This window comes from Delftia sp. ASV31 (assembly GCF_016428765.1).
Classification (GTDB): domain Bacteria; phylum Pseudomonadota; class Gammaproteobacteria; order Burkholderiales; family Burkholderiaceae_C; genus Comamonas; species Comamonas acidovorans.
In genome coordinates this window covers 82,800-95,923 of sequence record NZ_JAELTK010000005.1, presented here as the reverse complement: position 1 = coordinate 95,923, position 13,124 = coordinate 82,800, and the positions used below count along the sequence as shown (strand labels likewise).

General features: G+C 68.9%; 10 protein-coding genes. 6 read left to right on the top strand and 4 right to left on the bottom strand.

What is annotated here, in order from left to right:
• Window positions 1-98 precede the first annotated feature (98 nt).
• Window positions 99-2,258 (top strand): TonB-dependent siderophore receptor, encoded by a 2,160-nt coding sequence (locus JHD82_RS03330; RefSeq protein WP_199135405.1) that lies wholly within the window; start codon window positions 99-101, stop codon window positions 2,256-2,258.
• Window positions 2,259-2,312: 54 nt separating this feature from the next.
• Here the strand turns inward: JHD82_RS03330 and JHD82_RS03325 are convergent, their stop codons facing one another.
• The gene (locus tag JHD82_RS03325) at window positions 2,313-3,263 is read right to left on the bottom strand and encodes a transglutaminase family protein (protein WP_065345925.1); all 951 of its coding nucleotides are present in this window, start codon (window positions 3,261-3,263) and stop codon (window positions 2,313-2,315) included.
• Window positions 3,264-3,490: 227 nt separating this feature from the next.
• Here JHD82_RS03325 and JHD82_RS03320 point away from each other — a divergent pair, with 227 nt between their 5' ends.
• Entirely contained in the window at window positions 3,491-4,177 is a 687-nt protein-coding gene (locus JHD82_RS03320) for a GntR family transcriptional regulator (protein ID WP_199135404.1), read from the top strand.
• A 12-nt stretch (window positions 4,178-4,189) separates the two neighbouring features.
• Here the strand turns inward: JHD82_RS03320 and JHD82_RS03315 are convergent, their stop codons facing one another.
• From JHD82_RS03315 to JHD82_RS03305, 3 genes are read right to left on the bottom strand one after another with little or no spacing between them, the layout of a single operon-like run.
• The gene (locus JHD82_RS03315) at window positions 4,190-4,609 is read right to left on the bottom strand and encodes a heme-binding protein (protein WP_199135403.1); all 420 of its coding nucleotides are present in this window, start codon (window positions 4,607-4,609) and stop codon (window positions 4,190-4,192) included.
• 37 nt (window positions 4,610-4,646) lie between these two features.
• Entirely contained in the window at window positions 4,647-7,733 is a 3,087-nt protein-coding gene (locus tag JHD82_RS03310) for an FAD-binding and (Fe-S)-binding domain-containing protein (RefSeq protein ID WP_199135402.1), read from the bottom strand.
• A gap of 8 nt (window positions 7,734-7,741) precedes the next feature.
• Window positions 7,742-8,431 (bottom strand): GntR family transcriptional regulator, encoded by a 690-nt coding sequence (locus JHD82_RS03305; protein ID WP_012204897.1) that lies wholly within the window; start codon window positions 8,429-8,431, stop codon window positions 7,742-7,744.
• A gap of 158 nt (window positions 8,432-8,589) precedes the next feature.
• Here JHD82_RS03305 and JHD82_RS03300 point away from each other — a divergent pair, with 158 nt between their 5' ends.
• The 4 genes from JHD82_RS03300 (at window position 8,590) to JHD82_RS03285 (ending at window position 13,121) form a co-directional block, all read left to right on the top strand.
• The gene (locus JHD82_RS03300) at window positions 8,590-9,831 is read left to right on the top strand and encodes an alanine--glyoxylate aminotransferase family protein (protein ID WP_012204896.1); all 1,242 of its coding nucleotides are present in this window, start codon (window positions 8,590-8,592) and stop codon (window positions 9,829-9,831) included.
• 105 nt (window positions 9,832-9,936) lie between these two features.
• The gene (locus JHD82_RS03295) at window positions 9,937-10,971 is read left to right on the top strand and encodes a tripartite tricarboxylate transporter substrate binding protein (protein WP_199135401.1); all 1,035 of its coding nucleotides are present in this window, start codon (window positions 9,937-9,939) and stop codon (window positions 10,969-10,971) included.
• A gap of 11 nt (window positions 10,972-10,982) precedes the next feature.
• Window positions 10,983-11,579: a tripartite tricarboxylate transporter TctB family protein gene (locus JHD82_RS03290; protein ID WP_199135400.1), complete on the top strand. Its 597-nt coding sequence runs from the start codon at window positions 10,983-10,985 to the stop codon at window positions 11,577-11,579.
• Between the two features lie 27 nt (window positions 11,580-11,606).
• Window positions 11,607-13,121 carry a tripartite tricarboxylate transporter permease gene (locus JHD82_RS03285; protein ID WP_199135399.1) on the top strand — a complete coding sequence of 505 codons (1,515 nt, stop codon included), beginning with the start codon at window positions 11,607-11,609 and terminating at the stop codon, window positions 13,119-13,121.
• The last annotated feature ends 3 nt before the right edge of the window (window positions 13,122-13,124 follow it).

Genomic DNA, 13,124 nt, shown 5'->3' with positions numbered 1-13,124 from the left:
CAATGACAGGCCGCGCCGCTGGCCCCAGGCCGGCAGCAGCGCCGACGCACCCAGAGCACGCCCCACGGCACAGGTTTCCCAGCTCTCGACCATTGACCATGCCTATCCAAAGACTCTCGCGCACGGCAGTTGCGCATGCCGCCCTGCTTGCCCTGTGCGGCGCAGCCCACGCCCAGGCCCAGCCTGAAAATGTTCCCGAGGCCACGCTCGCCCCGGTCACCGTGAACGCAGGCGCCGAGAAGGAAAATCCCACCGGCCCCGTGGTGGGCTTCACCGCAAAGCGCGCCATTTCGGCCACCAAGACCGACACGCCGCTGATCGAGACGCCCCAGGCCATCAGCGTGGTCACGCGCGACCAGTTCGAGGCGCAGGGCGTGCAGACGCTGCGCCAGACCACGGCCTACAGCGCGGGCGTGGTGTCCAACTATTTCGACAGCCGGGTGGACAGCTTCTCGGCACGCGGCGGCAGCGTGAGCCAGTACCAGGACGGGCTGCTGCGCACCTACGGCACCTACAACACCAGCCGCCCCGACCCCTACACGCTGGAACGCGTGGAGCTCCTGCGCGGCCCCTCTTCCGTGCTCTACGGCCAGGGCAGCGTGGGCGGCGTACTCAACCTGACCAGCAAGCGCCCGCAGGCCGAGGCGCTGCGCGAGGTGCAGGTGCAGATGGGCAGCTACGGGCGCAAGCAGATCGCCACCGACCTGACCGGCGCCGTCACCGAAGACGGCCAGTGGCTGTACCGCCTGGTGGCCGTGGGCCGGGAAAGCGGCACCCAGGTGGACCATGTGAACGACGACCGCCTGGTCATCGCGCCCAGCCTGACCTGGCGGCCCAGCGCCGATACCTCGCTGACGCTGCAGGCGCTCTACCAGAAGGACAAGAGCGGCTCGCTGATCGGCTTCTTCCCCTGGCAGGGCACGCGCCTGCCCAGCCCCTACGGCCAGATTCCCACCAGCACCTTCATCGGCGAGCCCGGCTGGGACTCGTTCGACACAGAGAACAAATCCTGGGGCTACCTGTTCAGCCACCGCCTGAACGCGGACTGGACCGTGCGCCAGAACCTGCGCCGCACCATCAGCGACGTGGACTACCGCTCCATCTACACCAGCTTCACCGCCATCCCCGGCCAGGGCCGCCCTGCGCGCCCGGTCTTCAACCCCGACAACCGCAGCGTCTACCGCGATGCCTCCTGGCAGGTCAACGGCGGGCGCATGCTGGTGATCGACACGCAGCTCGAAGGCCGGCTGCGCTGGGGCACGGCCGAGCACACCGTGCTGGCCGGCATGGATGCGCAGCGCAACAGCACCAGCCAGTCCACCTGGCGCGGCCTGACCGCGCCGTTTGACGTCTACAACCCGGTCTACGGCAATTTCACGCCGCCCACGGCCTCGCAACTGGTGCGCCAGCCGGGCGTGTCGCAAAAGCAATTGGGCTTCTACGCCCAGGACCAGATCAAGTGGGGCCGCTGGACCGCCACCCTGGGCCTGCGCCACGACAGCGCGCAGACGGACACCGAAGGCCGGCCCGCCTCCGCCGTGGACGAGAAGGCCTGGACCAAGCGCGCAGGCGCCACCTACCAGATGGACGGTGGCTGGGCGCCCTACCTGGGCTACTCCGAGTCCTTCCAGCCGCTGGGCGGCGTGAACGTCTACGGCACGCCCTACAAGGCCCAGCGCGGCGAGCAATGGGAGGCCGGCGTGAAATGGCAGCCGCCGGGCCAGGGCCTGTCGGCCTTTGCCGCCGTCTACACGCTGCGCGAGAAGAACCGCAAGACCACCGACCCCGCCAACCCGCTCAACAGCCTGCAGATCGGCGAGGTCAAGGTCAACGGCTTCGAGGCCGAACTCACCGCCAGCCTGGCGCGCCACTGGGACGCCACGCTCGCCTATGCGTACACCGACGCCGTCATCTCGCGCAGCAATGGCGGCGACCAGGGCCAGCGCGTGACCAGCGTGCCGCGCCACACGGCATCGGCCTGGCTGACCCACCGCTTTGCCAGCGAAGGGCGCGGCGGCTGGAGCCTGGGCGCTGGCGTGCGCTACACGGGTTCGCAGTGGACGGGCACCAGCCTGGTGGACACGCCTTCGGCCACCCTGCTGGACGCCATGGTGTCCTATGACGCCGGCCCCTGGCGCCTGGCCTTCAACGTGGTCAACCTGACCGACAAGGTGCAGATCACGCAGTGCCTGGCACGCGGCGACTGCTTCTACGGCCAGCGGCGCACCTTTGCGGTGACGGGAACGCACCGCTTCTGAGAGCCGCCGCCGCGCGCCTCACACAGCCCAGGCATTTCACGCAGCGCAGGCAGCTCAGGCAGGCAGCTGCCTGAAGCTCCTTCGGTCCGCCGTGCTGCCAAACGATGCGCAGCCCGACAGCACGGCGGGCGAAGGCGCGGTGGTCGACAGCGCCTCGCTGCACAGCCGGGGCAGCTGGCTGTGCTCGTCTTCCAGGGCCTGTGTCTGGATCATGGGGGCCATGGCCACCACGTTGCCGAAGATGGTGGCAAAGGCCACGTCGGCCGCGTCCCGGCCCGTGCCAAAGCGCATGAAGCCCATGGGAATGGCCGTGCCCGATGCATCGAACAGATACCACCTGTCGCCCAGGTAGGCTTCCACGTAGGCATGGAAATCGGGCGGGCCCAGCGCAGGGTCGGCACCGTAGTCCGTGCCGGTGGCGATGCGGGCAGGAATGTTCAGCGCACGGCACAGGGCGATCATCAGGTGCGTGAAATCGCGGCACACGCCCACCTGCTCCACCAGGGTATCGACGGCCGAGGTCGACGAGTTGCTGGTGGCCGAAGCGAAGGTCACCAGCTCCTGCACCCACTGCTGTATGGCCAGCACGCGCGAATAGCCGGGCGCCAGTTGGCCGAAATTGCGAAAGGCCAGCTGCATCAGCCGGTCGGACTGGCAGTAGCGGCTGGGGTAGATGTACGGCAGGACCTCCAGCGGGATGCAGCGCACCGGAACCTCGCCCAGCGCAGCCGGATCCTCGCGGTGGTGCGCGATGCAGACGGTGGCCGTGTAGGTCAGGTGCAGGGGGCCTGGGTTGGCATGCAGGCGCATGAAGCGGGTGGAGGTGGCGGGCTCGGTGGCAATGTCGGGCTCCACGGGCTGGCTGAGCACCAGTTGCTCGTTCTCCACCGTCTGGTGCGAGGTGTGGGCCGCATGGATGTTGAACACGAAATCGGCCCCGGCCGGATCGCGGATGTCATAAGCAAGATCCACCTGGATCTGCAGCCGGATCGCTGCGTTGGCCATTGTTTGTCCCTGGTTGGTGTGTCTGATCGCCACCATGGTGCGGGCAGCCACGCCCGCAGGCCGTAGGCCCCTGCTGAAAAGCCTGTAGTGCTTGGCAGGGACAGCGCGTGCGCCGGGCAGGAGGCCCGCCTGGAGTGCAAACTCGGCTAACATCGGCGCCGCCCCGCATGGCGCAATGCCTGTGGCGGGGGCATCCACCAGCCAGGAACAGCCAAGGAGACCGCTAGATGGCGGAGATCATCGAAATATCGCGGGCGGCGCTGCACGAGCAGGTGGCGGACCGTTTGCGGTCCATGCTCATCGAAGGGCGCATCGCCCCGGGCGCCAAGCTCAACGAGCGCGAGCTGTGCGAGCAGCTGGGCGTCTCGCGCACGCCGCTGCGCGAGGCCATCAAGCTGCTGGCCGCCGAAGGCCTGGCTGACCTGCTGCCCAACCGCGGCGCCATTGCCGTCAAGCTGAGCGAGGCCGACGTCATGCACGCCTTCGAGGTGCTGGCCGGCATCGAGGGCCTGTCCGGCGCACTGGCCGCGCAGCGCATCACCGACCAGGAATTCGCCGAGATCCGCGCCCTGCACTACGAGATGATGGCCAGCGTGGCGCGCGCCGACGTGTCTGCCTACTACCGGCTCAACGCCACCATCCACGCGGCGCTCAACAGCGCCGCCAAGAACCCCGTGCTGACGGAGACCTTCCAGCGCATCAACAACCGCGTGCAGTCGCTGCGCTTTCGCACCAACCTGGACACGGCCAAGTGGAAGCAGGCCGTTAAGGAGCACGAGGCCATGATCGAGGCCCTGGGCGCACGCGACGCCACGGCCCTGCGCGAGCTGCTGGTCACCCACCTGCACCACAAGCGCGATGCCGTGCTGGCCATGCTGCGCGCCGAGGCCCTGCAGCCGCGCAAGTCGCGCTGAAGCCAAGGGCCGCTACCGCTGCGGCGCGGCCCCCAGCGCCGCAATCCCCGCCCGCGCCACCTCCGCATCCTCGGCCGGCTTCACCCCGCTGACGCCCACGGCGCCCAGGCAGTGGCCCTCACTGGTGATGGGCACGCCGCCTTCCAGCAGGCCCTGCAGCGCGGGCACGCTCAGGTAGGCGGTACGGCCACCATTGATCATTTCCTCATAGAGCCGGCTTTCCTTGCGGCCCAGTGCTGCGGCGTGGGCCTTGGCCGGCGCGATGTGGGCCGAGGCCGGTGCCGCGCCGTCCAGGCGCTGCAGCCACAGCAGGTGGCCGCCGTCATCGGCGATGGCGATGCTGACGGCCCAGCCGCGCGCCGTGGCATGCGCCTCGGCGGCCTGGGCGATGGCCTTGATGTCCTGGAGGTCCAGGCAGGGCTTGTGCTTCATGGGAGTGCCTTGTCTTGTGCGGGAGGGAGGATGGCGGTCAGCGGGCGTCCAGCAGGCTTTCCAGCAGCCGCGCCACATGCACGGCTTCGCGCGCCGCGCCGTCGGCGATCTGGTGGCGGCAGCTGGTGCCGTCGGCCACGACGATGGCTTCGGGGCGCTGGCGGATGGCCGGCAGCAGGGCCGCCTCGGCCATGTCCATGGAGACTTGGTGGTGGCTGGCCTCGTAGCCGAAGCTGCCGGCCATGCCGCAGCAGGAGCTTTCGATGAGCTCGGGCTGGGCGCCGGGAATCAGCCGCAGCACGTCGAGGATGGGGCTGACGGCGCCGAAGGCCTTCTGGTGGCAATGGCCGTGCACGAGGATGGGCGCCCCGGCGGAGCGCAGCGGCAGCGCGAAGCGGCCGGCCTTGACTTCACGGGCAATGAATTCCTCGAACAGCAGGGCCTGGGCGGCAACGGCCTGTGCAGGCTCGCCCAGGCCCATGACCAGGGCTTCGTCGCGCAGGGTCAGCAGGCAGGAGGGCTCCAGGCCGACGATGGGGATGCCGGCCCGGGCCAGAGGCGCCAGGGCGTTGATCAGCGCACCGGCGCTGGCCTTGGCCTGCTCGACCATGCCGGTGGCCAGGTAGGTGCGGCCGCAGCAGTGGTGGCCGCCGCCCTCTTTGGCGGACTTGCTGGCGGTGTGCAGCGCATATCCGGCCGCCTGCAGCACGCGCGCGGCGGCCAGGGCGTTTTCGCTTTCGAAGGTGCCGTTGAAGGTGTCCACGAAGAGCACGGCCACGCGCTCGCCAGCCGCCGCGCGGGCCAGGGCCTGGTCGCGGTCAAGAAAGGTATGTGCTTCGGGCGCGCGCCAGAACGTGTCGCTGCGCCAGGCCGGCAGCGAGCGCCTGGCGGACAGGCCCAGCAGTTTTTCGCCCAGTTGGCGCAGCACGGGCAAGCGGTTGCGCAGGTTCAGCAGCCAGGGCATGCGGCTGGCCGTGGCCGCGTAGCGCGGCAGATGGGCGACCAGCCGGTCCTTGAGCGTGTGGCCATGGCGGGCCTTGTAGTGGGCCAGGAATTCCACCTTCATGCGGGCCATGTCCACGCCCGTGGGGCAGTCGCGCCTGCAGCCCTTGCAGCCCACGCACAGGTCCATGGTGTCGTGCAGGGCCTCGCTGGTGAAGGCGTCAGGCCCCAGCTGGCCCGAGATGGCCAGGCGCAGGGTGTTGGCGCGGCCGCGCGTCAGGTGCTGCTCGTCGCGCGTGACGCGGTAGCTGGGGCACATGGTGCCGGCGTCGAACTTGCGGCAGTGGCCGTTGTTGTTGCACATCTCCACGGCCTTGGCAAAGCCGCCGGTGACGTCGCCGCCCGTGCCGGGCGCCGTGGTGACTTCGGTGACCGGGTCGGCCTGCACGTTCCAGGCCGACCAGTCGAGCACGGGCGTGATGGGAATGCGCCGGTAGGGCCGGGGCGCGTCGGCGGGCGCGAAGCGAAACAGCCGGCCATCGTCCATCCTGGGCGTATCGATGATCTTGCCGGGGTTGAACAGGCCCTGGGGATCGAACTCCTGCTTGATGGCGCGCAGGGCCTCGGTGATGGCGGGCCCGAACTGCCAGGCAATCCACTCGCCGCGGCACAGCCCGTCGCCGTGCTCGCCGCTGAAGGCGCCCTTGTATTTGCGCACCAGTTCGGCCGCTTCCTCGGCAATGGCGCGCATGCGCGCCGCGCCGTCGGTGCGCATGTCCAGGATGGGCCGCACATGCAGCGTGCCCACGGAGGCATGGGCGTACCAGGTGCCCCGGCTGCCGTGGCGCGCGAACACTTCGGTGAGCGCATCGGTGTACTCGGCCAGGTGCTGCAGCGGCACGGCGCAGTCCTCGATGAAGCTCACGGGCTTGCCGTCGCCCTTGAGGCTCATCATGATGTTCAGCCCCGCCTTGCGCACTTCCCAGAGGTTTTTCTGGGCCGCTTCCTCGGGCATTTCCACCACGCTGCCGGGCAGGCCCAGCTCGCCCATCAGCTCCACCAGCTGGCGCAGCTGCGCCAGCAGCGCGGCGCGGTCGTCGCCGGCGAATTCCACCAGCAAGATGGCGGCCGGGCGGCCGATGAGCGCGGTCTCTATGGTGGGCTTGAAGGCCGGGTTGGCCAGGCCCAGCTCGATCATGGTGCGGTCCACCAGCTCCACGGCCGTGGGGCCCAGCTTCACGATGTGCTGGGCCGAGTCCATGGCCGCGTGGAAGGTGGGGAAGTTGACCACGCCCAGCACCTTGGCGCGTGGCAGCGCGCTGAGCTGCAGGGTGAGCGAGCGCGTGTAGGCCAGCGTGCCCTCGGCGCCTATCAGCAGATGGGCCAGGTTGACGCTGCCGTCGGCCGTGTAGGGCCGCTCGCTCTGGTTGTCGAAGATATCGAGGTTGTAGCCGGCCACGCGGCGCATGACCTTGGGCCAGTGCGCGTGAATGTCCTCGCGGTGCTGTTGCGCCAGCCCGTGCACGAACTGCGCAATGCGCGCCGCGCGGCCCGTGGCCTGGGCGACGGGGCCGAAGTCCAGCAGCTCGCCATCGGCCATCCAGGCGCGGGCGCCGCGCACGTTGTGCACCATGTTGCCGTAGGCAATGGAGCGCGATCCGCAGGAGTTGTTGCCCGCCATGCCGCCCAGCGTGGCCTGGGCGCTGGTCGATACGTCCACCGGATACCACAGGCCGAGCTTCTTGAGCCGGGCGTTGAGGTGGTCCAGCACCAGGCCGGGCTCGACCTCGGCCGTGCCTGCATCAGGGTCCACCGAGAGGATGTTGCGCAAATGCTTGCTGTTGTCGATGACCAGGGCCGCGCCCGTGGTCTGCCCGCACTGGCTGGTGCCGCCGCCGCGCGGCAGCACGGGCACCTTCAGCTCGCGGGCGATCTGCAGGGCCGTGGCGATGTCTTCTTCGCAGGTGGGCACGAAGACGCCCACGGGCATGATCTGGTAGATGGAGGCATCGGTGGCATAGCGCCCGCGCGAGGCGGCGTCAAACAGGACCTGGCCGCGCGTGTCCGAGCGCAGGCGGCGCGCCAGCATCTGGCTGACATCGTCGGGCGGCAGCACGGTGCCGGGGGCGGGCACGGTGTCGTCGGGGGAAGCGGCAAGGCGGTGCGTGGATTCCATCAGCATGGCGGCTCTCATTCGTTCATGGTTCGTGGGTAGATCTGGCCTGCCTTGAGCAGGGCGATGACGGTGTCGCGCTTGTGCTCCAGGTGGGCCACCAGCACCTGGCGCAGCGCGGCGGCGTCGCGCGCCTGCAGCGCCTCCAGCATGCGTTCGTGCTCCTGGACGGCACGCTTCCACTTGGCCGCGTCCTGGTTGGTGCGAAAGCGCAGCGACTGCACGCGGGCGTTGATGCGGCCATAGGTCTCGGCCAGCACGGGGTTGGCGGCGGCGCGGTTGATGGCCGAGTGGATCAGCGCATTGAGCCGGTAGTAGCCGGACAGGTCCTGGCGCGCATGGCTGGCCAGCATCTCGAAGTGCAGGGCCCGCACCTCGGCCAGCTGCTGCTCGCTGATGCGCTGCGCGGCCAGCTCGCCCGACATGCCCTCCAGCCCCGCCAGCACCTCGAAGGTCTGCAGCACATCGGCCTCGCCCAGGCGCACGGCCACGGCGCCGCGGTTGGGCACCAGGTCCACCAGCCCTTCGGAGGCCAGCAGCTTGATGGCCTCGCGCAGCGGCGTGCGCGAGACGCGCAACTGCTCGCACAGCGCGCGCTCGTTGAGCTTGGCACCGGGCGGTATGCGCCCCTCCACCAGCCAGGTGCGCAGCCGCGCCGCCACCTGGTCATGCAGGGCAAGCCGCGAAATCTCGATGATCTCCGCCATGGATTCTCCTGGTCGAATGAATTTTGCATTCATTTTTACGCAAGCATTTCTCAAGGCATTCATGGTTATCACCAAGGCATTTATGAATTTTGAATGCAAAAATTCGCAAACACCCTTTCCCGCAGACCGACCTGGCATTTCCTTGAAAAGGACGCACCATGCTCACGCTCGACAACCATCCCACGGGCCGCCACTTCCTCCAGATCCCCGGCCCCAGCCCGGTTCCCGACCGCATCCTGCGGGCCATGAGCCTGCCCACCATCGACCACCGGGGGCCGGAGTTCGGCCAGCTCGGCCTGAAGGTGCTGGCCGGCATCCAGCAGGTCTTCAAGACCCGGCATCCGGTGGTGATCTATCCGGCCTCCGGCACTGGCGCCTGGGAGGCGGCCCTGATCAACACGCTCAGCCCTGGCGACCATGTGCTGATGTTCGAGACCGGCCACTTCGCCTCGCTGTGGCAGAAGATGGCCACGCGCCTGGGCCTGTCCACCGAGTTCCTGTCCTATGGCGGCTCCGATGAGCACCTGCCCCAGGCGCCGGGCTGGCGCCATGGCGTGCAGGCCGGCCTGATCGAGGCGCGGCTGCGCAAGGACACGGAGCGCCGGATCCGCGCCGTGTGCGTGGTGCACAACGAGACCTCCACGGGCGTGACCTCGGACATCGCCGCCGTGCGCCGGGCCATCGACGCGGCGGGCCACCCGGCCCTGCTGCTGGTGGACACCATCTCGGGCCTGGCCAGCGCCGACTACCGCCATGACGAATGGGGCGTGGACGTGACCATCAGCGGCTCGCAAAAGGGCCTGATGCTGCCGCCCGGCATCAGCTTCAACGCGCTGTCGCCACGCGCGCTGGAGGCCGCCAAAAGCGCGAAGCTGCCCAAGTCGTTCTGGGCCTGGGACGAGATCGTGGAGATGAACCAGACCGGCTACTGGCCCTACACGCCCAACACCAACCTGCTGTACGCCCTGTCCGAATCACTGGACATGCTGCTGGCCGAAGGGCTGGACACGGTGTTTGCGCGCCACCAGCGCTGGGCGGCCGGCGTGCGCGCCGCCGTCCAGGCCTGGGGCCTGCCCATCCAGTGCGCCGATCCGCAGGTCTACTCGCCCGTGCTCACCGGCGTGATCACGCCCGAAGGCGTGGATGCCGACGCCCTGCGCCGCCTGATCCACACGCGCTTCGACCTGTCGCTGGGCGCGGGCCTGGGCAAGCTCAAGGGCCGCATGTTCCGCATGGGCCACCTGGGCGACAGCAACGACCTGACGCTGCTGGCCATGGTGGCGGGCGTGGAGATGGGGCTGAAGCTGTCCGGCATCCGGCTGGCCGGCAGCGGCGTGCAGGCGTCCATGGATTACTTCGCTGCCCACGCCGCAGCCGGTGCGCTGCGCAAGGCCGCCTGAACCCATCGGCCCCGCGCCGAAAACCCTTGGCAGAGCCGGAGCACATGGCTCGCCCCCTTGATCGTGGATTGCACCAATACCAGGAAATAACAGGAGACAAGAGACATGACATCGCCCCGCAACCGCCTGGCGGCAACTGCCGTCGCCACCCTCGCCGCCACCGCCGCCATCACCCTCGCCCCTGCCGCCTGGGCGCAATGGAAGCCCGCCAAGTCCGTCGAACTCGTCGTGCCGTTCTCGGCCGGTGGCGCCTCGGACCAGATGGCGCGCGTGATCCAGGCCATCGTAACCAAACACAAGCTGATCGAGCAGCCCGTGGTCATCCTCAACAAGGCCGGCGCCTCCGGCGCCGAGGGCATTCTGGACGTCAAGGCCTCGGCGCGCGACCCGCACAAGCTGCTGGTGGCCTCCACGGCCATCTTCACCCTGCCCATGGCCACGGCCCTGCCCTTCCAGTGGCGCGACCTGAATCCCGTGGCCATGATTGCCCAGGACCAGTTCGTGCTCTGGGTCAATGCCGAGACCGGCTACCAGACGCCCGCCGACTACCTGGCCGCCGCGCGGCAGGCCGGCGGCAAGTTCAAGATGGGCGGCACCAGTTCCAAGCGCGAGGACCAGATCATCACGGCCAACATGGAACAGGCCGCCGGCGTGAAGTTCACCTACATCCCCTACAAGGGCGGCGGCGAGGCCAGCACGCAGCTGGTGGGCAAGCACATCGACTCCAACGTCAACAACCCCAGCGAGTCCATGGCGCAGTGGCGCGCGGGCCAGGTGCGGGCGCTGTGCGTGTTCGACACGCAGCGCATCGAGTACACGGCCAAGGTCACGGGCAGCCAGGCGCTGTCGGACATCCCCACCTGCAGGGAGCAGGGCCTGGATGTGCAATACACCATGCTGCGCGGCTTCTTCCTGCCGCCCGGCACCACGCCCGAGCAGGCGCAGTTCTATGCAGGCGTGATGCGCAAGATCGTGGACACGCCCGAGTGGAAGGAGTATCTGGAGAAAAACGCGCTCAAGCCCGAGTACATGACGGGGCAGGCCTTCGTGGACTTCCTGTCCAAGGACGAGACGCGCCACCTCGACATCATGAAGAAGGCCGGTTTCCTGTCGGCCAGCGTGGCCGCCGCCGCCAAGTGAGGAGCCGCGCCATGGACACCGCCATCCACCTTGCCCCGCCCTCCTCCAATTCAGCGGCGGCAGCAGCAGCGGCAGCCCCGGCCCAGCCCGCCAGCGCGGCCACCGAATCCATCCCCGCCACCGAAGCCCAGGCCCCCGGCCTGTCCCGCCGCCATGTGGAGTACGGCGTGGCCGCCGTGCTGCTGGCGCTGGCCGTGCTCGTGGTCTGGGACAACCAGCGCATTGGCGCGGGCTGGAGCGACACCGGCCCGCAGGCCGGCTACTTCCCGCTGCGCGTGGGCGCCGTGCTGGGCATCTGCGCCATCGCCGTCTTCGTGCAGGCGCTGCGCAGCCGCAGCCAGGAGCAGTTCGCCAGCTGGCTGCAGCTCAGGCGCGTGGCCCAGGTGCTGCTGCCGCTGACGGCCTACATCGCCGTGATCGCGCCGCTGGGCATCTACGCGGCCTCGGTGCTGTTCATCACGGGCTTCATGGTGTTTGCGGGCCGCTATCCCTGGTGGAAGGCCGTGGCCCTGTCGGGCTTCACCAGCGTGCTGCTGTTCTACGTCTTCGAGATCCAGTTCAAGGTGCCCCTGCCCAAGGGTCCGCTTGAAGCCTGGCTCGGCTATTGACCCCTGTCGCCGCCACGGAGCAACACCATGGACGAACTCCAATACCTCGCGCACGGCTTCGCGGCCGTCACCACCTGGCAGAACACGGGGCTGATGCTCACGGGCATCCTGCTGGGCATCGTGGTCGGCGTGCTGCCGGGCCTGGGCGGCCCCAACGGCGTGGCCATCCTGCTGCCGCTGACCTTCGGCATGTCGCCGACCTCGGCCATCATCCTGCTGTCTTGCATCTACTGGGGGGCGCTGTTCGGCGGCGCCATCACCTCGGTGCTGTTCAACATCCCGGGCGAGGCCTGGTCGGTGGCCACCACCTTCGACGGCTATCCCATGGCCCAGCAGGGCCACGCGGGGGCGGCGCTGACCACGGCCTTCACAGGCTCGTTCATCGGCGCCATCTCGGGCGTGATGCTGATCACCTTCCTGGCGCCGGTCGTGGCCTCGTTCGCGCTGCAGTTCGGGCCGCCGGAGTTCTTTGCGGTCTTCTTCCTGACGTTCTGCTCCTTCATCGGCATGGGCAAGGAGCCCAAGGCCAAGATCGTGGCCGCCATGGCCGTGGGCCTGCTGCTGGCGGCCGTGGGCATGGACACCATCTCGGGCGACCTGCGCATGACCTTCGGCTCCACCGAGCTGCTGCGCGGCTTTGATTTCCTGGTGGTGGTGATCGGCCTGTTCGGCATCAGCGAGATCCTGATGACCATCGAGGAAGGCCTGGCCTTCAAGGGCAAGAAGGCCTCCATCGACCTCAAGGTGGTGTTCAGGACCTGGGCCCGGCTGCCGCGCTACTGGCTGACCATGCTGCGCTCGGCCCTGGTGGGCTGCTGGATGGGCGTGACGCCGGGCGGCGCCGTGGCGGCCAGCTTCATGGGCTACGGGCTGGCCAAGAAGTTCTCGCGCGACCCCGACAGCTTCGGCAAGGGCAACCCCGAAGGCGTGCTCGCCCCCGAGACCGCCGCCCACGCGGCCGGCACCTCGGCCCTGCTACCCATGCTGGCCCTGGGCATTCCGGGCTCGGCCACGGCGGCCGTGCTGCTGGGCGGGCTGATGATCTGGGGGCTGCAGCCCGGCCCGCTGCTGTTCACCGAGCAAAAGGACTTCGTCTGGGGCCTGATCGCCAGCATGTACCTGGGCAACATCGCCGGGCTGGTCATCGTCATGGCCACCGTGCCGCTGTTCGCCGCCATCCTGCGCGTGCCGTTTTCCATCGTCGCGCCCATGATCCTCATGGTCTGCGCCATCGGCGCCTTCACCGTACACGGCAATGCCACGGACATCTGGCTCATGCTGGTCTTCGGCGTGGTCGGCTATGTCTTCAAGAAGCTGGACTATCCGCTCGCGCCTATGGTCCTGGCCATCGTGCTGGGCGACCGCATGGAAGACGCCTTCCGCCAGAGCATGCTCTCCAGCCAGGGCGCGCTGGGCATCTTCTGGCACAACGGCCTGTCGGGCACCATCACCACGCTGGCCCTGCTGATGCTGGTGTGGCCGCTGCTGGGCAAGTTGCGGGCGACGGCGTTCGGGGCGAGGGCAAGGGCTGTGGCGGCCTGAGCC

Excerpts from the sequence above, each read along its gene's own strand:
- JHD82_RS03330 (WP_199135405.1), top strand. The coding sequence starts at position 99 with ATGCCTATCCAAAGACTCTCGCGCACGGCAGTTGCGCATGCCGCCCTG.
- JHD82_RS03325 (WP_065345925.1), bottom strand. The coding sequence starts at position 3,263 with ATGGCCAACGCAGCGATCCGGCTGCAGATCCAGGTGGATCTTGCTTAT.
- JHD82_RS03320 (WP_199135404.1), top strand. The coding sequence starts at position 3,491 with ATGGCGGAGATCATCGAAATATCGCGGGCGGCGCTGCACGAGCAGGTG.
- JHD82_RS03315 (WP_199135403.1), bottom strand. The coding sequence starts at position 4,609 with ATGAAGCACAAGCCCTGCCTGGACCTCCAGGACATCAAGGCCATCGCC.
- JHD82_RS03310 (WP_199135402.1), bottom strand. The coding sequence starts at position 7,733 with ATGCTGATGGAATCCACGCACCGCCTTGCCGCTTCCCCCGACGACACC.
- JHD82_RS03305 (WP_012204897.1), bottom strand. The coding sequence starts at position 8,431 with ATGGCGGAGATCATCGAGATTTCGCGGCTTGCCCTGCATGACCAGGTG.
- JHD82_RS03300 (WP_012204896.1), top strand. The coding sequence starts at position 8,590 with ATGCTCACGCTCGACAACCATCCCACGGGCCGCCACTTCCTCCAGATC.
- JHD82_RS03295 (WP_199135401.1), top strand. The coding sequence starts at position 9,937 with ATGACATCGCCCCGCAACCGCCTGGCGGCAACTGCCGTCGCCACCCTC.
- JHD82_RS03290 (WP_199135400.1), top strand. The coding sequence starts at position 10,983 with ATGGACACCGCCATCCACCTTGCCCCGCCCTCCTCCAATTCAGCGGCG.
- JHD82_RS03285 (WP_199135399.1), top strand. The coding sequence starts at position 11,607 with ATGGACGAACTCCAATACCTCGCGCACGGCTTCGCGGCCGTCACCACC.